This window comes from Mesorhizobium sp. M0960 (assembly GCF_040319055.1).
Classification (GTDB): domain Bacteria; phylum Pseudomonadota; class Alphaproteobacteria; order Rhizobiales; family Rhizobiaceae; genus Mesorhizobium.
On the sequence record NZ_JAMYNN010000009.1, the window covers coordinates 127,112 to 147,798 of the forward strand.

Below are 20,687 nucleotides of genomic sequence, written 5' to 3' on the forward strand. Positions count from 1 at the left end.
TCTATGGTTTGTCGCGCCGCGGCCAAGCCGCTGTTCCGAAGCGTTTTTTGAGGGAGTAATCGATAAATGGTGAATGAAAACTGGCCCGTTTACGGTGAGATCACCGGCCCTGTGGTGATGATCGGCTTCGGCTCGATCGGACGGGGAACGCTGCCGCTGATCGAGCGCCATTTCAAATTCGACAAGTCGCGCATGACGGTCATCGACCCGCGCGACACCGACCGCAAATTGCTCGACGAGCGCGGCATCACCTTCATGCAGGACGCGGTGACCAAGAAGAACTACAAGAAGCTGCTGACACCGCTTTTGACCAATGGCGGCGGCCAGGGCTTTTGCGTCAACCTGTCGGTCGACACTTCCTCGCTCGAACTCATGAAGCTCTGCCGCAAGCTTGGCGTCCTCTATATCGACACGGTGGTCGAGCCCTGGCTCGGCTTTTATTTCGACGAAAAGGCCGACAATGCCTCACGCACCAACTATGCGCTGCGCGAGACGGTGCGTACTGAAATCGCGAAGAACCCAGGCGGCACCACGGCGATCTCGTGCTGCGGCGCCAATCCGGGCATGGTCTCGTGGTTCGTCAAGCAGGCGCTGGTCAACCTCGCCACAGATCTTGGCCTCGATTTCTCGGAGCCCGCGCAGCACGATCGCGAAGGCTGGGCCAGGCTGATGAAGAAAGCCGGCGTCAAGGGCATCCATATCGCCGAGCGCGACACCCAGCGCACCAAGAAACCCAAGCCGATGAACGTGTTCTGGAACACCTGGTCGGTCGAAGGCTTCATTTCGGAAGGCCTGCAGCCGGCCGAGCTCGGTTGGGGCACGCATGAGACGTGGATGCCGAAGAACGCCAAAAAACACAAGAACGGCTCGAAGGCCGCGATCTTTCTGGAGCAGCCCGGCGCCAACACGCGCGTGCGCACATGGTGCCCGACGCCCGGTCAGCAATACGGCTTCCTGGTGACGCATAATGAGGCGATTTCAATTGCCGATTTCTTCACCTTGCGCGGCAAGAAGGGCAAGGTGCAGTACCGGCCGACCTGCCATTACGCCTATCATCCCTGCAACGACGCCGTGCTGTCACTGCACGAGATGTTCGGTGCCGCCGGCGAGGCTCAGCCCGTGCATCACGTGCTCGACGAAAACGAACTGGTCGATGGCATCGACGAACTCGGCGTGCTGCTCTACGGTCACGCCAAGAACGCCTACTGGTACGGCTCGCAGTTGTCGCTGGCCGAGGCGCGCAAGCTGGCGCCCTACCAGAACGCCACCGGCATGCAGGTCACGTCGGCGGTGCTGGCCGGCATGGTTTGGGCGCTGGAAAATCCCGAGGCCGGCATCGTCGAAGCCGACGAGATGGATTACAAGCGCTGCCTCGACGTGCAGAACCCATATCTCGGGCCGGTCAGGAGCTATTATACCGACTGGACACCGCTCGACAATCGACCTGGTCTGTTTTCCGAGGACCTCGACACCAAAGACCCGTGGCAATTCCGCAACATCCTCGTTCGATAGCAGCGTTGCGTCGACACTCCGCCAGCTTGCAATCGCCCGGAAATCGGGCGATTGAAGAGGAGCGGCCTAGAGCGACGTGCGTCCATTTGGACGCACAAAGTACGCTCTAGCACTTTGAATGTGAGCATCGTGCTTTCCGAAAATCGGATCGATTTTCGGGCCGATGCGAGAGGAGAGGATTTTGAAGATGACGATCGCGCAAAGACTGCTTTCGGCTGGCATTGCCGCGGCCGCTACGGTCGCGTTGGCGGCCTGCACCACAACCGGCCCAGGCGAGCCGCCGGTGATCACGGCCAAAGGGGTTGAAGGCTCCTGGATCGACGCGCAGGGCACGGGCTTGTCCACCTTCAAGGGCGGCAGCTTCGCGACCGTCGCAACCGACACCGGCCAGAAGCTTGCCGATGGCAGCTACACCATGACCGGCGGCACCTCGGTCGAGATCCATGGCACTTCGTTGATCCGCCAGACGCCGATCAGCTTCAACTGCCTGATGGTCTCCACAAGCCAGCTCAATTGCACCAGCGCGAGCGGGCAGAATTTTGTGCTGACCAGGCGCACCTGAAATCCGATTCCGAATTGACTTTGCAAAAGGGCGGCGGCTTCAAGCCGCCGCTTTTTACGCCGGCAAAGCCTTTTTACGCCGGCAAAGCTGATGCCGATTTCCGCTTGCATCGACTGAAACGCGATGTGAACATGGCCCGAGAGGGCTGTTACATCCCAGTCAAACAAGAGCTTTAAACGCGTCTGCGCATGATCCTTTCCGAAAATCGGAGTCGATTTTCGGAAAGGATCATGCGCAAAATAAAATTGGTACTTTGCGCGTCCCAAATGACGCGCGGCGCTGTACTCAAGTTATCCGGGAGACGAGAATGAAGAAGATCGCTGCCATCGCCGCGCTGTCGGCATCGGCGCTTGGCCTGTCGGCAGGCGTATCCTTTGCCGACTACACGCTGAACATCCTGCACATCAACGACTGGCACAGCCGCATCGAGAGCAACAACAAGTATGAATCGACCTGCTCGGCCGAGGAGGAGACCAAGGGCGAATGCGTCGGCGGCGCCGGCCGCCTGGTCACCGCGATCGCGCAGGAGCGCAAGAAGCTGCAAGGCCAGAACGTGCTGCTGCTCAGCGCCGGCGACAATTTCCAGGGCTCGCTCTTCTACACGACCTACAAGGGCAAGACCGAAGGCGAATTCCTCAACCAGATGAAATTCGATGCCGAGGTGGTCGGCAACCATGAGTTCGACGATGGCGAGTCGGCGCTGGCGCCGTTCCTCGACATGATCCAGTTTCCGGTGCTCGGCGCCAATGTGAAGGCCAATGCGCAATCCAAGCTCGGCGACCGCGTCAAGCCGTCGATCGTGGTCGAGGTCGGCGGCCAGAAGATCGGCATCGTCGGCGCGGTCACCAACGACACGCCGGAGCTTGCCACGCCTGGCCCGAACATCGCCATCGAGGACGACGTCAAGTCGATCACCGCCGAGGTCGAGAAACTGAAGCGAGAGGGCGTCAACAAGATCATCGCGGTCACCCATATCGGCTACAAGCGAGAACGCGACGTGATCGCCAAGATCCCGGGCGTCGACGTGGTGGTCGGCGGCCACAGCCACTCGCTGCTGTCCAACACCGACCCCAAGGCGGAAGGCCCTTATCCGACGATGGTCGACAATCCGGACGGCTACAAAGTGCCGGTCGTGCAGGCGGCGTCCTATTCGAAATATCTCGGCGAGTTCAAGGTCGTCTTCGACGACAATGGCGTCGTCAAAGAGGCAAGCGGCGATCCCATTCATCTCGACAAATCGATCACGCCCGACCCCGCCGTGCTTGCCCGCATCAAGGAACTCGGCGCCCCGATCGAGGCTTTGAAGAACAAGGAAGTCGCCGAGACCACCAAGGCGATCGACGGCAGCCGCGAAAACTGCCGCGCCCGCGAATGCGAGATGGGCAATCTGGTCTCCGACGCCGTCCTCGACCGGGTCAAGGGCCAAGGTGTCGAGATCGTCATCTCGAATGGCGGCGGCTTGCGCGCCTCGATCGACCAAGGCACCGTCACCATGGGCGAGGTTCTCACTGTGCTGCCGTTTCAGAACACGCTGGCGACCTTCCAGATCACCGGCAAGGATCTGGTTGCCGGCCTGGAAAGCGGCCTCAGTCAGGTCGAGGACGGCGCCGGGCGCTTCCCGCAGGTTGCCGGCCTGAAATATGCGTTCGACAAATCGGCGCCGCCTAATGGACGCGTCAAATCGGTCGAGGTCATGGAAGGCGGCGCCTGGACGCCGATCAAACCGGACAAGGACTATCTGGTCGCCACCAACAACTATGTCCGCCAGGGCGGTGACGGCTACAAGGTATTCGCCGAGAAGGCCAAGAACGCCTATGATTACGGCCCGGGGCTGGAACAGGTCGTCGCCGATTACCTCGGCGCGCACCGGCCCTATACGCCGAAGCTCGACGGCCGCATCACCGAGATCGCCGCGACCGGAGCCCCGGCCGCGGAACCAGCCAACCCGGCCGAACCGCCAAAACCTGCTGAGGCAGCGCCGATAAAGCCTGCTGAGCCGGCAATGCCCGAAATGCCGGCCGGCTCCGGCGACATTTCCAAAACACCACCGGCCGTCCCGGCTGAAACCGCGCCGGCGGCCCCCGCACCCGCCGAGCCGGCCCAGCCGGCGGCACCTGCGGCTCCGGCCACACCGGCTCCGGCCACCCCTGCTCCGGCTGTACCGGCCAAACCGGCCGAGACGGCGCCTGCCCCGAGTCAGCCGGCCCCGAGTCAGCCGGCCCCGAGTGAACCGGCCCCAAGTGAGCCGGCAAAACCTGCCGAGCCCGCCAAGCCGGCTGAGCCGGCACCGGCCGAAAGCAGCCATGTAATCGTCGCCGGCGATACCTATTGGGATCTCGCGGTGAAGGCCTATGGCGACGGTACCAAATGGAAAATGATCTTCGATGCCAACAAAGCCTACGAGCCACGCCGGCTGCCGGTCGGCGCAACCTTGACTATCCCGGCGGCCTCGAAGTAATCCGGCCGCAGGAACGCAATGCACCCGCCCGGCAAACCGGGCGGGTGCTGCATTTCTGGGATAAGGTGCGGCCAGACGCTGCATTTGAAAACCGGCGCGGCATCGCTACCTTCGCCGCGGCACCGCTGGTTTCGCGGTGTTGGAGAACCCCATGACGCTTGCCAACCCTGCTGAAAGCAAAGCCGAAACGACCGCCGGCGCGCTCCCGGCAGGACACCCTCCGGTCGGGACAGGCAAGGTCGGTGTCATGCTGATCAATCTCGGCACCCCGGACGGCACCGACTTCAAGCCGATGTGGCGCTATCTCAGGGAATTTCTGTCCGATCCGCGCGTCATCGAACTCAACAAGGCGGTCTGGTATCCGATCCTCTACGGCCTGGTCCTCACCACCCGGCCGAAGAAGTCGGGCGCCAACTATGCCAGGATATGGAACCGGAAGCGCAACGAGTCGCCGCTGCGCACCTATACCCGTGCCCAGTCCGAGAAACTCGGGCTTGCGCTCGGCGATTTATCCCATGTGATCGTCGATTGGGCGATGCGCTACGGCAACCCTTCGACCGAGAGCGTGGCCAACAGACTGGTCGAGCAAGGCTGCGACCGCATCCTGTCTTTCCCGCTCTATCCGCAATATTCGGCGACGACGACTGCGACCGCCAACGACCAGTTGTTTCGCGCGCTGATGAAGATGCGCCGCGCCCCAGCCATTCGCAGCGTGCCCCCCTATTACAACGAGCCGGCCTATATCGAGGGGCTCGCCCGTTCGATCGAAGGGCATCTGGCGAGCCTCGACTTCGATCCGGAAATCGTCATCGCCTCCTATCACGGTATTCCGAAATCCTACTCCGACAAGGGCGATCCCTACCAGGCGCATTGCCTGGAGACGACGCGGCTGCTGCGCGAAAAGCTCGGCTGGGATGAGAACAAGCTGATCACCACCTTCCAGTCGCGCTTCGGCGCGCAGGAATGGCTGCAACCCTACACCGACAAGACAGTCGAAAGACTGGGGCGCGAAGGCGTGAAATCGGTCGCCATCGTCAATCCGGGCTTTTCCGTCGATTGCATCGAGACGCTGGACGAGATCGGCAGGGAAGCGGCCGAGACCTTCCACCATGCCGGCGGCGAAAAGTTCGCGCACATCCCTTGCCTCAACGACAGTGCAGAGGGCATGGCGGTGATCGAGGCAATGGTGCGGCGCGAGCTGTCCGGCTGGGCTTGAATGGATCCCGCCGTCCATGCACCCGCAATCCGTGATCACCTGATTGTAACATTGCTGAAACACACTTAAGTGTTTGGTGGAATCGGCCGCGTGGCAATGTCCAACATGGCCTTTGAGGGGAGAGCCAAAATGGGTTTCAGTGGTTTCGATATTGCGCTTCTTGTTCTTGTCGCCCTTGTCGTGCTGGTGCTTTTCAAGGGCATCCGGACAATTCCGCAAGGCTACAATTATACCGTCGAACGCTTTGGCCGTTACACCAAGACATTGAGCCCGGGCCTCAACCTCATCGTGCCCCTCGTCGACCGTATCGGCGCCAAGATGAACATGATGGAGCAGGTGCTCGACGTTCCGACCCAGGAGATCATCACCCGCGACAACGCCACCGTGGCCGTCGACGGCGTTGCCTTCTATCAGGTGCTCAACGCGGCGCAGGCCGCCTACCAGGTCGCCGGCCTGCAGAACGCTATCCTCAATTTGACGATGACCAACATCCGCACCGTGATGGGCTCGATGGACCTCGACGAGCTGTTGTCAAACCGTGATGCCATCAACGAGCGCCTGCTGCGCGTCGTTGATGAGGCCGCGCACCCCTGGGGTATCAAGATCACCCGTGTCGAGATCAAGGACATCAATCCACCGGCCAATCTCGTCGAATCGATGGGCCGCCAGATGATGGCCGAGCGCAACAAGCGCGCCCAGATCCTCGCCGCCGAAGGCCTCAAGCAATCGCAGATCCTAGAGGCCGAGGGCCGCAAGGAAGCCGCCTTCCGCGATGCCGAGGCGCGCGAGCGCTCGGCCGAGGCTGAAGCACGCGCCACGCAGGTGGTATCGGAGGCGATTTCCAAGGGTGACGTGCAGGCGCTCAACTACTTTGTCGCGCTGAAATACACAGAAGCGCTGACCAGGATCGGTGCAGCGACAAACAGCAAACTCGTGCTGATGCCGATAGAGGCTTCCTCACTGATCGGCACGCTCGGCGGCATTGGTGAAATCGCCAGGGAAGTTTTCAAGGGCGAAGGCACCGCCAGTCCAGCACGACAGGCCCGCCCGCCCGTGGTTCGTCCCAGCGAGACCTGAGGCCATGTTCGATCGCATCATTTCCGAACTCGGTCCGTGGAGCTGGATGGTCCTCGGCTTCGTCCTGCTGGTGATGGAGGTCGTCGCGCCGGGCATTTTCATGCTGTGGATCGGCATTGCCGCGCTGTTGATCGGCGTCGTCTCGCTGCTCATCTGGGACGCCGGTTTCTGGAGCTGGCAGGTCCAGGTCCTCGCCTTCCTCGCGCTGTCGCTGGTCTCGGCCTATGTCGGCAAGCGGCTGGTGGGCGGGCGGCATGAGGAAACCGACCAGCCGCTGCTCAACCGGCGCGGCGCGCAGATGGTCGGCCGGACGGCGACCCTTGCCGAGCCGATCAAGGATGGGCGCGGCCGCATCAAGCTCGGCGACACGTTGTGGCGCGTCTCCGGCCCTGACCTGCCGGCCGGCACGCAGGTGCGCGTGACCGGTGCCGCCGACACCGACCTGGAACTGACGGTCGAGGCAGTCTAGAAGCCCGCTAGGCAGCACCGATGCGCAGCAGGTCGTGCAGATGGACGAGCCCGATCGGCCGTCTGCCTTCGACCACCATCAGGCTGGTAATGGCAGAATCGTTGATCGTCTGCAGCGCCGTCGCAACCAGTGTGTCGGGCGCCGCCATTTTTGGCTCTCTGGTCATCACCTGATCGACGCTCATGGCCAGAAGATCGCTGCCGATATGGCGCCTGATGTCGCCATCGGTGATGATGCCGATCAGCTTGCCGTCCGCCGAAGTGACCGCCACGCAGCCAAACCCCTTGCGCGACAATTCGAGGATCGCCTCGCGCATGCCGGTGCCGGACGACACCAGAGGCAGCCTGTCGCCGACATGCATGATCTCGCGGATCTGCGTCAGGTTGGCTCCGAGCTGGCCGCCGGGATGGAACGTTCGGAAATGGTCCGGGGTGAAGCCGCGCGCCTCGAGCAACGCGATGGCCAGCGCATCGCCCATCACCATTTGCAGCAGCGTCGAGGTCGTCGGCGCAAGGCCGTGCGGACAGGCTTCCGGGGCTCGCGGCAGCAGAAGCACCACGTCGGCTGCACGCGCCAGAGCCGATTTTTCGCCGGCGGTGACCGCGACCAGCGGGATCGAGAAGCGCCTGGAATAGGCGATGATGCCCTTGAGCTCGAGGCTTTCCCCCGACCACGACAGGGCGATGATGGCGTCGTTCCGAGCGATCATGCCGAGGTCGCCGTGATTGGCTTCGGCAGGGTGGACGAAGAAGGCCGGCGTGCCGGTCGAAGCGAGCGTTGCGGCGATCTTCGAGCCGATATGGCCGCTTTTGCCGACCCCGGTGACGATGACGCGGCCATCGATCTGCGACACCATGTCGACCGCCCGTGCGAACGGCTCGGCCAGCCCGTTTTCGAGCGCGTCTGCCAGTGCCGCGACGCCGGCCTGCTCTGTCGCCACCGTTCTCAGCGCCGAGGCAATCGCGGCCTGCTCGTCGAGCGGCTTCCTGTCTGGGGATTTCACGTCCATGGACGATGCGATTAGCGCTTCGGCGCGCGCCTGTCCAACGGAATTGCCGCCCAGAACACCTTGGCGGGCGATCCCTCAACGCTCCGTTAACCATCCCCATTTACGGTTTCGTAAGTATGGCGCGCGTGCGCCGCGCAAGCAGTGGTGCCGATGTCCGGGTTTCAGCCTCAAAACAAAATAGGACGAAAGGGCAACGCGGTTTGCGCTTTGCTGCTGGCAACCAGTGTCCTTGCGTTGTCGCGTCCGGCACTGCTTTGCGCCCAGGAAATCGAGCTGCGCGGTGAGGTTTCGGAATCGACAATCCTGGACGACCAGCAGTACAGGATCAGGCAGTTGGGCATGGCTGCTGCAACCGCCAACGACGATACGCCGCTGCCTACCTATCGTCCGGCCAGCCCGGGGGCCTTGCCTGACGACGGCACGGGCGAGGCGGCGGCCACAACCGGCGGCACTTTCGATCCACCAGCGGCCAGCGACGACCCGTTTGCCGACCCTGCTCCGCCGCCACGACGGCGGCCGAGCGCAACGCAACGCGCCGTCGAAGAAGGCAAGGCCAAAGATGAGGCCGTGGACAACAAGAAGCGCAAGAGAGGCGCCACTGCGACTGCAGCGACGCCGACGACCGACGACACCGACACCGCCGCCATAGACGAGCAGGATACGGCCAACCGCCGTGCGGTGACCATCGATTCCGCCGAAAGGCTCAAGCTCGACCCCGGCGCCGAGCGCACCGAAGCCATCGAAGGCCAGGACAAGAAGAACGAGGACGACCCGTTCGCCGCCACCGGCATCCAGCTCGGCTCCTTCGTGATCCGGCCGACGCTCGAGCAAGGCCTGACGTATTCAACAAACGCCGATTCGAGCAGCCTCGGCAAGCCGGCATTGCTGTCGGAAACGACGCTGCGCTTCAACGCCGTCTCCGACTGGCGGGAGAATTCGGCGACGATTGAGGGCTATGGCATCTTCCGCGAGACGTTGTCCGGCTATGACGTTCACGAGGCGCAAGGCCGCGTCGACGGCACGCTCAACATCGATCTCGACAATGATCTGCGCGCCATCGCCAAACTTGGCTACGAGGCCGTGCCCGAATCGGCCTCGGCGCCGGACGCCATCGTCGGCGCCGTTGGGCAGCCGGTGCGCCAGACCGTGAGCGGCAGCCTCGCCGTCGAGAAGGATGCGGGAAAGATGCGCTTCGCGCTGACCGGCGCGGTCGAGCACGACATCTTTGGTGACGCCAAGCTTTCGTCGGGGGGATCGCTGTCGCAGAAGGGCCGCGACTCGACGCTCTATACGGCCATTTTGCGCACCGGCTACGAGATCTCGCCTGCCATCACTCCGTTCACCGAAATCGAGGTCGGCCGGCGCGCTTATGATTTGCGCGTCGATCCAAACGGCTTCCAGCGCTCCTCGACGCGGCTTGGCGCACGGGCCGGCGTCGAGCTCGATCTCCGCGAGAAGCTTACCGGCGAGTTCTCGGTCGGCTGGTTGCGCGAAGCTATCGACGACAACGCCCTGCCGGCGATTTCGGGCGCGACGGTTAATGCCGATCTCAAATGGTCGCCGGAACGCGGCACCACGATCGGCCTCACCGCACAGACGACCGCCGAGAACACGACGAACGCGGGCGAAAGCGGCGACATGCTCTATTCCAGCAGCCTCACCGGCGAGCGGCAAATCCGCGCCAACCTGACCGGAAATGCCGCTCTCGGCGTTGAATGGCGCGACTATACCGGCTCCGACGATCATGATTTGACGCTGAGCGCCGAGGCTGGGCTGACATGGTGGCTGAACCGCTATGCCGGGCTCACCACCCGCGTCAGGACTGAAAAACTGACCAGCAACCTGGTTGGACGCGACTACACGGCCAACAGTATCTTCGTCGGCTTGAAGTTGCAGCGCTAATGCATGTCGCGCAAAAGTGTGCAGCGGTTTTGCGATAACGACATGCATAAAACAAGAACCTAAAGCGCATCGCATAAGGCTGGTCGAATGCGGCGCACTTTAGCCAGTCAGCGCGAACCGGTGTTGAAGCTAGAAGGCTACGCCGCGGCGTTCTGACGGCGCGAGTTCGTCGAGAAGCGTGCGAATGACACCGGCCATGCTTGCATTCATGTCGCTGCGCCACAGTGCGAAGGCAACGTTGGCCTCGACGAAGCCTTCGGGCGAGCCGCAGTCGAACGTCCGCCCGCGGTAGTGGTAGCCGTAGAAGGGCTGTTGCTTCTGCAGCTTCAGCATTGCATCGGTGAGCTGGATCTCGTTGCCGGCGCCTTTTTCCTGGCCTTCGAGTATCTTGAATATCTCCGGCTGCAGGATATAGCGCCCGTTGATGAAGAGGTTCGACGGCGCGGTGCCGGTCTTCGGCTTTTCCACCATGCCGGTGATGCTGAAACCGTGATGGGCGTCCTCGCCGCGGCCGACAATGCCGTATTTGTGCGCCTCGGCGGGATCGCATTCCTGCACGGCGACGATGTTGTTGCCGGTCTCGGCGTAAAGCTCGACCATGTCCTTCATGCAGCTTTTTTCCGACTGCATGATCATGTCGGGCAACAGCAGCGCAAAGGGCTCGTCGCCGACAAGCTCGCGCGCGCACCAGACGGCGTGGCCAAGGCCGAGCGGCACCTGCTGGCGGGTGAAGCTGGTCTGCCCCGGCGCCGGCTGCAGCCGCTGCAGGCGGGCGAGCTGATCATCCTTGCCACGCTGCGCAAGCGTGTCGTAGAGCTCGAACTGGACATCGAAGTGATCCTCGATGACCGCCTTGTTGCGGCCGGTCACGAAGATGAAATGCTCGATCCCGGCTTCGCGCGCCTCATCGACCACATACTGGATGACCGGCCTGTCGACGACCGTCAGCATTTCCTTGGGAATGGCCTTGGTGGCGGGGAGAAAGCGCGTGCCGAGACCGGCAACCGGGAATACTGCCTTGCGAACTCTCTTCATGTGCCAATTATCCATTTGCATGCCGGTTCGGCAATCCCGATTCGAGACATTTTCATGCCGAAATCGAGCATTACTGAACGACGGGACAGAAATCTCAGCTGGTAAAGCGTCGACGCATCTTTTCATCCCGGACGGCACCTATGGTAAACCAAATGCTAACCGGGTTCGGCGATGAATAGTCTTCCTGAGATAAAGAAGGAGGAAAAGATGTCCGTTCGCAACGTCGCAAGGCGCTTCACCAGCGTCCTGACGGCCGCCAGCCTCTCGCTTGCCTTGCTCATGCCCAGCGGGCCGGCTTTTGCCGATGCCGGCTTCCGCCAATGGGTCGCCAGCTTCCGTGCTACCGCCGTGGCGAGCGGCGTTTCCGGCTCCGTCTACGACCAGGCATTCAAGGGCATCAGCGATGCTGATCCGATGGTGCTGGAAAAGGCCCGTACTCAACCCGAATTCACCGCACCCGCCTGGGATTATTTCGACAACCGCGTCCATGACCAGTCGGTCGCCGTCGGCCAGCAGATGGCAAGGAAATGGAAGCCGTGGCTGGACAGGATCGAGGCAAGATACGGCGTCGACCGCTACATCCTGCTGGCCATCTGGTCGATGGAGTCGAACTACGGCGAAACCCTCAAGCGCGATGACATCATGCGCAATGTCGTGCGCTCGCTGGCGACGCTTGGTTATGCCGACCCGAAGCGCGCGAAATTTGCCCGCACCCAGCTGATCGCGGCGCTGAAGATCCTGCAGACCGGCGACATCGACGAAAGCCATCTCAGCGGCTCTTGGGCCGGCGCGATGGGTCATACCCAGTTCATCCCCACCAGCTACCTGTCCTATGCGGTCGATATGGACGGCAACGGCAAGCGCGACATCTGGAATTCGATTCCCGACGCACTGGCGACAGCCGCCAATTTGCTGAGGAAGAACGGCTGGCAGGCAGGCAAGACCTGGGGTTATGAGGTCAGCCTTCCGGACGGCAAGAAGCTGCCCGGGGGCTCGAAGTCGCTGTCGCAATGGCAGGCGCTTGGCGTCACCCGTGCCAACGGCAAGCCATTCAAGAACGGTGGGGACAAGGCGACGTTGAAGCTGCCCGGTGGCCGGGGCGGGCCGGCTTTCCTGATGATCAAGAATTTCTCGGTCATCAAGCGCTACAACAATGCCGACAAATATGCGCTCGCCGTGGGCCTTCTTGCCGACGAAATCGCCGGCTATGGCGGGCTTGTGCAGGACTGGAAGCGACCGTTTACCAAGCTCTCCTTCGAGGAAAGGCAGGAGCTTCAGAAGCGACTTTCCGAGCACGGCTATTACGACGGCAAGTTCGATGGCAAGATCGGTGACGGATCGAAAACCGCCATCATGGCCTTCCAGGCAAAGGCCGGCTTGACCCAGGACGGGTATCCGAGCAAGGAAGTGCTCAAATGGCTCAGGCAAAACTAGAGCCGGTTACGGGATGGAGAGGGTGATTGGTTTCGGCTGCGCGCATCCGGTTGATCGTTCGTCGCGTGCCGATCCTCGTTCTGGCGATCGTCGTTCTGGCAGTCGGCGCGGCCAGCGCCTTTCATACCTCGGCCATGGCGCAGGAGCCGGAAAGTCGTGGCTGGTCGCTGCGCGACCTGTTGTTTCCGCGCAGAAGCGAGCGGTTTGAGCAGCCGCCGCCCGAATTCCCGAGAGAATTCCAGAGAACAAAGCCCAGACCCAAGCTGAGGAAGCCCCGGTCCGTTCGCCGGCCGGCGCCGGCCGAGCCGACAACCCCGGTGGCCGAGAAGGCGCCCGATGCGCGCGTCGTTCTGGTGGTCGGCGATTTCATGGCGTCTGGACTGGCTGAGGGGCTCGACGCCGCCTTTGCCGAAAACACCGGCGTCAGGATTGTCGTCCGCGCCAACGGCTCGTCCAGCTTCGTGCGCGACGATGTCTACAACTGGCCCGAACAGGTCAAGTCGCTGATCGCTGCCGAAAAACCGGCAGCCGTCGTCGTCATGCTCGGATCGAACGACCGTCAGCAGATGCGCGTCGGCGATGTGCGTGAGCAGCCGCGATCCGAAAACTGGACCAAGGAGTACGAGCGCCGGACCGAAGCGCTCGGCAAAGCCATCGCTTCAGCCAAGGTGCCGTATCTATGGGTTGGCATGCCGGCCTTCCGGGTCTCGAAAATGACCTCCGACATGCTGGCCTTCAACGACATCTACCGCTCGTCCGCCGAAAGCCACGGCGGCGAATTCGTCGATGTCTGGGACGGGTTCGTCGACGAGAACGGCGCCTTTATCACCAGCGGACCGGACATAAACGGCCAATCGGTGCGCCTGCGCTCCGACGACGGCATCAACATGTCGAAGGCCGGCAAGCGCAAGCTCGCCTTCTACACCGAAAAGCCGCTGATGAAGATCCTTGGGCTGGCCGCTCCGGGAAGCGTGGTCACAGCTTCTGCCCCGGCCGGCGCTCCCGTCGAGGCGCCGGCACCTGCTGCCGCACCGATAGCCGCCGATCGCACTGTGCCGATGCTGCTCAGCGATCCGGCGCTGGACGGCGGCTCGGAACTTCTCGGCGCCGCCCCGCCGGCAAAGGCGGACAAGAATTTGCCCGGCGAAAAGCTGATCGTCGAGGGCAAGGCGACCGACGCCTCGCCCGGCCGCGCCGACGATTTCTCGTGGCCGCCCAAGATACAACCTGCGACTGCGGCTGCTGCATCCGACACGACGACGGCGATCCGGCAGTAAAACCGGCGACTCTTTCTGTAGAGTTTCGGAACGGACTCAGCGCGGCAGCACGCTCGATCCCATCAGAGCCTCATCGATGGCGCGCGCCGCCTGGCGGCCCTCGCGGATTGCCCAGACGACCAGCGACTGGCCGCGCCGCACGTCGCCAGCCGCATAGAGCCTTTCGACGCTGGTTCTGTAATCGCGGTCATTGGCCTCGACGTTCTTCGAACGGCGGCTGTCGGTGACGATCGTCATCTGCCCGTCGAGTTCCGACACCGGCCCTCGAGCGGCCGGCCCGGCAAAGCCGATGGCGATGAACGCGAGATCGGCGCGGATGACGAATTCGGTGCCGGCGATCGGCTTGCGCTTTTCGTCGACCTCGCAGCATTTGACCCCGGTCAGCTGGCCGTCTTCGCCGATGAATTCAAGCGTCGCCACCTGGAATTCGCGCTCGGCGCCTTCGGCCTGCGAGGATGAGGTGCGCATCTTGGTCGCCCAGTAGGGCCAGACCGACAGCTTGTCTTCCTTTTCCGGCGGCTGCGGCCGGATGTCGAGCTGGGTGACGCGCACCGCGCCCTGGCGGAAGGCGGTACCGACGCAGTCGGAGGCAGTGTCGCCGCCGCCGACGACGACGACATGCTGGCCGCCGGCGACGATCGGGCGCGACGGCCATGCCACCGACTGGATCGGCTCGCCGCCGATGCGCTTGTTCTGCTGCACCAGATAGGGCATCGCGTCGTGCACGCCGTCGAGATCGTCGCCCGGGATGTTGGCCGGGCGCGGCGTTTCGGAACCGCCGCAATAGAGCACTGCGTCGTATTCGGCGAGCAGTTCGGCGACCGGCTTGTCGACGCCGACATTGACGCCGCAATGGAAGCTGACACCCTCGCCCTGCATCTGCTCGATGCGCCGGTCGATATAATGCTTCTCGATCTTGAAGTCGGGGATGCCGTAGCGCATCAGCCCGCCCGGCCGGCTCTCGCGCTCATAGACGTGAACGTCATGGCCGGCGCGGCCGAGTTGCTGGGCGGCCGCCATGCCGGCCGGCCCCGAGCCGATGATCGCGACGCGCTTGCCGGTCTTCCGTTCCGGCGGATAGGGCCGGATATGGCCGGTTTCATAGGCCTTGTCGGCAATCGCCTGCTCGATCGTCTTGATGGCGACCGGAATGTCCTCGAGGTTCAGCGTGCAGGCTTCCTCGCAAGGTGCCGGACAGATGCGGCCGGTGAATTCCGGAAAATTGTTGGTCGAATGCAGGTTGCGGATCGCGTTGTCCCAGTCGCCATTGTAGACGAGGTCGTTCCAGTCCGGGATCTGGTTGTGGATCGGGCAGCCGGTCGGTCCATGGCAATACGGAATGCCGCAATCCATGCAGCGCGCCGCCTGTTTCTCGACCTCCTTATCCGACATCGGCAGCGTGAACTCGCGGAAATGCCGGATGCGGTCGGAAGCCGGCTGGTACTTGTGCACCTGCCGATCGATCTCGAGAAACCCTGTTACCTTGCCCATAGTCCAGTCCCTGCTGTCCGGAAGGCACGCCTGGCGACGCACCCGTTAACCTCATAAGGCAGCCGTGGCAACCTTCAGTCCGAGGTCAGGATTGTTGATGAAGATGGTTGCCGGGACGCATGGCTTCCCGGCAATTTCCAAATCTATTCCGCCGCCACGTTCATGCGCATACGTTCCATCTCGATCAGCGCGCGGCGGTATTCGACCGGCATGATCTTCCGGAATTTCGGCCGGAAAATCGCCCAATCGTCGAGGATTTCGCGACCTCGTTCCGAGCCCGTGTAGTGGACGTGGTTGGAGATCAACTGGTAGAGCCGCTCCTCGTCATGGCTGGTCATATCGCCGGATACGTCGACACGGCCCTTGTGGTCGAGATCGCCGCCATGGTGGAGCAGCTTTTCCATCAGGTCGTCCTCTTCCGGAACCGGCTCCAGCTCGACCATCGCCATGTTGCAGCGTTCGGCGAAATCGCCCGCCTCGTCGAGCACATAGGCGACGCCGCCCGACATGCCGGCGGCGAAGTTGCGACCGGTCTGGCCGATGACGACGACGATACCGCCGGTCATGTATTCGCAGCCATGGTCGCCGACGCCTTCGACGACGGCGGCGACGCCCGAATTGCGCACGGCAAAACGCTCGCCGGCGACGCCGCAGAAATAGGCCTCGCCCTCGGTCGCGCCGTAGAGCACGGTATTGCCGACAATAATGGACTCGGCAGCAACGATTTTCGTGTTCTCCGGCGGACGGATGACGATGCGGCCGCCCGACAGGCCCTTGCCGACATAGTCGTTGGCCGCGCCTACCAGTTCGAACGAGACGCCGCGCGCCAGGAAGGCGGCGAAGGACTGGCCGGCCGTGCCGGTGAGCTTGACCGAGATCGTGTCCTCCCGCAGGCCCTTGTGCTTGAAGCGCTTTGCCACTTCACCCGACAGCATGGCGCCGGTCGAACGGTCGACGTTGCGGATCGGCAGTTCGATGCTGACTGGCTGCCTGGCTTCGAGCGCCGGCTTTGCCAGTTCGATCAGCTTGCGGTCGAGCACGTCGTCGATCGGATGCTTCTGCCGCTCGGTCCAGTGCACCGCCTCGTGCGGCGCATCCGGCTTGTAGAACATCTTGCTGAAGTCGAGCCCGCGCGCCTTCCAGTGCTGGATCAGCTCGCGCTTTTCCAGAAGGTCGGTGTCGCCGATGATCTGGTCGAGATGGGTGTAGCCCATCTCGGCAAGCAGCGCCCGCACCTCTTCCGCCACATAGAAGAAGAAGTTGATGACGTGCTCGGGCGTGCCCTTGAAGCGCTTGCGCAGTACCGGGTCCTGCGTCGCGACGCCGACCGGGCAGGTGTTGAGATGGCACTTGCGCATCATGATGCAGCCGGCCGCGATCAACGGCGCGGTCGAGAAACCGAACTCGTCGGCGCCGAGCAGCGCGCCGATGACAACGTCCCGCCCGGTGCGCAGGCCGCCATCGACCTGCAGCGCGACGCGCGACCTGAGGCCGTTGAGCACCAGCGTCTGGTGCGTCTCGGCAAGGCCCATTTCCCACGGACTGCCGGCGTGCTTGAGCGAGGTCAGCGGTGAAGCGCCAGTGCCGCCGTCATAGCCTGATATGGTGATGTGATCGGCACGCGCCTTGGCGACGCCGGCCGCAACCGTGCCGACACCGACTTCCGAGACCAGCTTGACCGATACGTCCGCCGCCGGATTGACGTTCTTTAGGTCGTAGATGAGCTGCGCCAGATCCTCGATCGAATAGATATCGTGATGCGGCGGCGGCGAGATCAGGCCGACGCCCGGCGTCGAATGCCTGACTTTGGCGATGGTCGCGTCGACCTTGTGGCCCGGCAACTGGCCGCCCTCGCCGGGCTTTGCCCCTTGCGCGACCTTGATCTGCATCATGTCGGAATTGACAAGATACTCCGCCGTGACGCCAAAGCGTCCCGAGGCGACCTGCTTGATCGCCGAGCGTTCGGGGTTCTTGCCGCCGCCCGGCAGTGGCAGATAGCGGTCGGCCTCTTCGCCGCCCTCGCCGGTGTTCGACTTGCCGCCGATGGCGTTCATGGCGCGCGCCAGCGTCGTGTGCGCTTCCCTGGAGATCGAGCCGAAGGACATCGCCCCGGTCGAGAACCGCTTGACGATGTCGGCCGCCGGCATGACCTCGTCGAGCGAAACCTTCTTGCGCCCAGTTTCTTCCGCGAGCCTGATCTTGAACAGGCCGCGAATGGTCTGGGCACGGGCCGTCTCGCTGTCGATCTGGGCGGAATAGTCCTTGAACGTTTCCCACGAGCCCTGGCGCACGGCGTGCTGCAAGGTGGCCACCGCATCCGGCGACCAGATGTGTGCTTCACCGCGCATGCGGAACACGTATTCGCCGCCCACCTCGAGGCTGTTGCGCAGCACCGGGTCGTTGCCGAAACCATCGGTATGGCGGCTGAGCGTCTCGGCCGCGATCTCGTCCAGTCCGACGCCCTCGATCAGTGTCGCGGTGCCGGTGAAGTATTGCTGCACGAAATCGGTCTTCAGCCCGATGGCGTCGAAGATCTGCGCGCCGCAATAGGACTGGTAGGTCGAGATGCCCATCTTGGACATCACCTTGAGGATGCCCTTGCCGATCGACTTGATGTAGCGGGAGACCACTTCGTAGGCGTCCACCTCTTTCGGCAGTTCGCCACGCTTGTGCATATCGAGCAGCGTGTCGAAGGCAAGATAAGGGTTGATCGCCTCGGCGCCATAGCCGGCAAGGCAGCAGAAATGATGCACTTCGCGCGGCTCGCCGGATTCCACGACCAGCCCGACCGAAGTGCGCAATCCCTTGCGGATCAGGTGGTGGTGCACCGCGGCTGTCGCCAGAAGCGCCGGGATGGCGATCCGGTCCGGCCCGACCTGGCGGTCGGACAGGATGATGATGTTGTAGCCGCCGGCGACCGCCGCCTCCGCCCGCTCACACAAGCGGTCGATGGCACCCTGCATGCCCGCTGCGCCCTCGTTCGAGCCATAGGTAATGTCGATCGTCTTGGTGTCGAACCGGTCCTCGGTGTGGCCGATGGAGCGGATCTTTTCGAGATCGCCATTGGTCAGGATCGGCTGGCGCACCTCGAGCCGCTTGCGGCGCGAATTGCCAACCAGGTCGAAGATGTTGGGCCGCGGCCCGATGAAGGACACCAGGCTCATCACCAACTCCTCGCGGATTGGGTCGATCGGCGGGTTGGTGACCTGAGCAAAGTTCTGCTTGAAATAGGTGTAGAGCAGCTTCGACTTGTCCGACATCGCCGAGATCGGCGTGTCGGTGCCCATCGATCCCACGGCTTCCTGGCCAGTGGTCGCCATCGGCGACATCAACAGCTTGGTGTCTTCCTGGCTGTAGCCGAACGCCTGCTGGCGATCGAGCAGGCTGACATCCCTGCGCAATTCGCGCGGCTCGACCGGCTTCAGGTCTTCGAGGATGAGCTGCGTGTTGGCGAGCCAGCTCTTGTACGGATGCCTGGTCGCAATCTCCGACTTGAGCTCCTCGTCAGAGACGATGCGGCCCTTCTCGAGGTCGATCAGAAGCATACGGCCGGGCTGCAGCCGCCACTTCTTGACAATCCTCTCCTCCGGCACCGGCAGCACGCCGGCTTCCGAGGCCATGATGACGCGGTCATCGTCGGTGACGATGTAGCGTGCCGGGCGCAGACCGTTGCGGTCGAGCGTGGCGCCGATCTGGCGGCCATCGGTAAAGACCACCGCCGCCGGTCCGTCCCACGGCTCCATCAGCGCGGCATGGTATTCATAGAAAGCCTTGCGGTCGGCATCCATGAGCTTGTTGCCGGCCCAGGCTTCCGGGATCAGCATCATCATGGCGTGGCTGAGGCTGTACCCGCCCTGGAACAGGAACTCGAGCGCATTGTCGAAGCAGGCGGTGTCTGACTGGCCGTCGTAGGAGATTGGCCAAAGCTTCGAGATGTTGTTGCCGAAAAGTTCGGAATCGACGGACGCCTGTCGCGCCGCCATCCAGTTGTTGTTGCCGCGCACGGTGTTGATCTCGCCATTGTGTGCGACCATGCGGTAGGGATGCGCCAGCTTCCACGACGGGAACGTGTTGGTCGAGAAGCGCTGGTGGACCAGGATCAGCGCGGTTTCGAAGCGCGGATCGGTGAGGTCCTTGTAATAGGCGCCGACCTGGTAGGCCAGGAACATGCCCTTGTAGACGATGGTGCGCGCCGACAGCGACACGCAGTAGGAACCGATGTCCTTGTTGTCGTTCTCGGCGTAGATGCGGCCCGATATCACCTTGCGCAACAGATAGAGCCTGGCCTCGTACTCCTCGTCGTCAAGAATGTCGGCTGTACGGCCGATGAATATCTGACGATGGAACGGCTCGGACGCCACGATATCAGGCGCCGTCGACAAGGACGAATTGTCGACGGGCACATCACGGAAACCGATGAGCGGAAGCCCCTCGGACTGCGCCGATTCGGCAATGATGTCCTCGATGTGAGCACGAAGTGCTGCATCCTGCGGCATGAACCAGTGTCCGACACCGTACTGACCGGCCGGCGGCAGTTCGATGCCCTGGGCTGCCATCTCTTCGCGGAAGAAACGGTCTGGAAGCTGCACCAGCACGCCGGCGCCATCGCCGGCCAGCGGATCGGCGCCGACGGCCCCGCGATGCGTCAGGTTTTCGAGCACGGCAAGGCCGTCCTCGACGATCTGATGCGACTTCACGCCCTTCATGTTGACGATGAAGCCGACGCCGCAGGCATCATGCTCGTTGCGCGGATCGTAGAGGCCGTGCGCGGCATAGCCGGTGCTGGTTCGCCCAATATTGGTCAGGGACGGATTTTTGACGACTGCCGCTTTCGTCTGCGCGGCCTTCGTCGCAGATGGCGTCATGTCCGTCATCGTCGTGTCCTCCGTTCCGTCCCTTTCGGGCGCTGGTTTCCGTCGGGAAGCGCGTGGCTCCCCTTTCAATCTTGCGGCACGTCTGGCGAAATTCTTGCCGACCGTGCGGCTTTCCGCATGGTTCGCATATGGTATTCGTACAGGCCAGAGCCAGGCTGTCTAGCTGTCGCTCGCGGCAATGGCCGTAGAGGCGCAATCATATGCCAATGCGGCCAGTTTTGTGCGACAAAATAAGACAGCACTACTGTCCTAAATTTTTATGACAGAAATCTTAAGCGCATACAAGACCGATTCACAAAATTATTGGAGCATTGGCGACAGAAAATTGCGCGGAACGCGGCGACAGCGTAACCTTCAGTCGCTGCATCTAC

General features: G+C 62.7%; 13 protein-coding genes. 9 read left to right on the forward strand and 4 right to left on the reverse strand.

What is annotated here, in order from left to right; translation table 11 throughout:
* The first annotated feature begins 66 nt into the window (after positions 1-66).
* The 6 genes from NKH63_RS18045 (at position 67) to NKH63_RS18070 (ending at position 7,294) form a co-directional block, all read left to right on the forward strand.
* The gene (locus NKH63_RS18045) at positions 67-1,512 is read left to right on the forward strand and encodes a homospermidine synthase (protein WP_023720184.1); all 1,446 of its coding nucleotides are present in this window, start codon (positions 67-69) and stop codon (positions 1,510-1,512) included.
* 187 nt (positions 1,513-1,699) lie between these two features.
* Positions 1,700-2,074 (forward strand): outer membrane lipoprotein Omp10, encoded by a 375-nt coding sequence (omp10, locus tag NKH63_RS18050; RefSeq protein WP_023720183.1) that lies wholly within the window; start codon positions 1,700-1,702, stop codon positions 2,072-2,074.
* A 307-nt stretch (positions 2,075-2,381) separates the two neighbouring features.
* Positions 2,382-4,532 carry a 5'-nucleotidase C-terminal domain-containing protein gene (locus NKH63_RS18055; RefSeq protein ID WP_352857395.1) on the forward strand — a complete coding sequence of 717 codons (2,151 nt, stop codon included), beginning with the start codon at positions 2,382-2,384 and terminating at the stop codon, positions 4,530-4,532.
* Between the two features lie 151 nt (positions 4,533-4,683).
* Positions 4,684-5,748 (forward strand): ferrochelatase, encoded by a 1,065-nt coding sequence (hemH, locus tag NKH63_RS18060; protein ID WP_352918321.1) that lies wholly within the window; start codon positions 4,684-4,686, stop codon positions 5,746-5,748.
* 129 nt (positions 5,749-5,877) lie between these two features.
* Entirely contained in the window at positions 5,878-6,825 is a 948-nt protein-coding gene (locus NKH63_RS18065) for an SPFH domain-containing protein (RefSeq protein ID WP_352918323.1), read from the forward strand.
* Positions 6,826-6,829: 4 nt separating this feature from the next.
* A complete protein-coding gene (locus tag NKH63_RS18070) occupies positions 6,830-7,294 on the forward strand; it encodes an NfeD family protein (RefSeq protein ID WP_023719097.1) in 465 nt (154 codons plus the stop codon).
* Between the two features lie 7 nt (positions 7,295-7,301).
* Here NKH63_RS18070 and NKH63_RS18075 read toward each other — a convergent pair whose 3' ends face one another.
* The gene (locus NKH63_RS18075) at positions 7,302-8,303 is read right to left on the reverse strand and encodes a KpsF/GutQ family sugar-phosphate isomerase (protein WP_023719096.1); all 1,002 of its coding nucleotides are present in this window, start codon (positions 8,301-8,303) and stop codon (positions 7,302-7,304) included.
* A gap of 150 nt (positions 8,304-8,453) precedes the next feature.
* Here NKH63_RS18075 and NKH63_RS18080 point away from each other — a divergent pair, with 150 nt between their 5' ends.
* On the forward strand, positions 8,454-10,205 hold the full coding sequence (locus NKH63_RS18080; protein WP_352918325.1) for an outer membrane beta-barrel protein: 1,752 nt from the start codon (positions 8,454-8,456) through the stop codon (positions 10,203-10,205).
* A 129-nt stretch (positions 10,206-10,334) separates the two neighbouring features.
* Here the strand turns inward: NKH63_RS18080 and galU are convergent, their stop codons facing one another.
* A complete protein-coding gene (galU, locus tag NKH63_RS18085; RefSeq protein ID WP_023719094.1) occupies positions 10,335-11,240 on the reverse strand; it encodes a UTP--glucose-1-phosphate uridylyltransferase GalU in 906 nt (301 codons plus the stop codon).
* 207 nt (positions 11,241-11,447) lie between these two features.
* Between galU and NKH63_RS18090 the strand changes: the two genes are divergently transcribed.
* Complete coding sequence (locus tag NKH63_RS18090; protein WP_023719093.1) at positions 11,448-12,674, forward strand: lytic murein transglycosylase; 1,227 nt, start codon at positions 11,448-11,450, stop codon at positions 12,672-12,674.
* Positions 12,675-12,700: 26 nt separating this feature from the next.
* Entirely contained in the window at positions 12,701-13,951 is a 1,251-nt protein-coding gene (locus NKH63_RS18095; RefSeq protein ID WP_352590572.1) for an SGNH/GDSL hydrolase family protein, read from the forward strand.
* 36 nt (positions 13,952-13,987) lie between these two features.
* On the opposite strand, the gene NKH63_RS18100 is transcribed toward NKH63_RS18095, so the two are convergent.
* Together NKH63_RS18100 and gltB are read right to left on the reverse strand one after the other, a co-directional pair.
* On the reverse strand, positions 13,988-15,442 hold the full coding sequence (locus NKH63_RS18100; protein ID WP_352465855.1) for a glutamate synthase subunit beta: 1,455 nt from the start codon (positions 15,440-15,442) through the stop codon (positions 13,988-13,990).
* 143 nt (positions 15,443-15,585) lie between these two features.
* The gene (gltB, locus tag NKH63_RS18105) at positions 15,586-20,316 is read right to left on the reverse strand and encodes a glutamate synthase large subunit (RefSeq protein ID WP_352640189.1); all 4,731 of its coding nucleotides are present in this window, start codon (positions 20,314-20,316) and stop codon (positions 15,586-15,588) included.
* Positions 20,317-20,687: the final 371 nt, after the last annotated feature.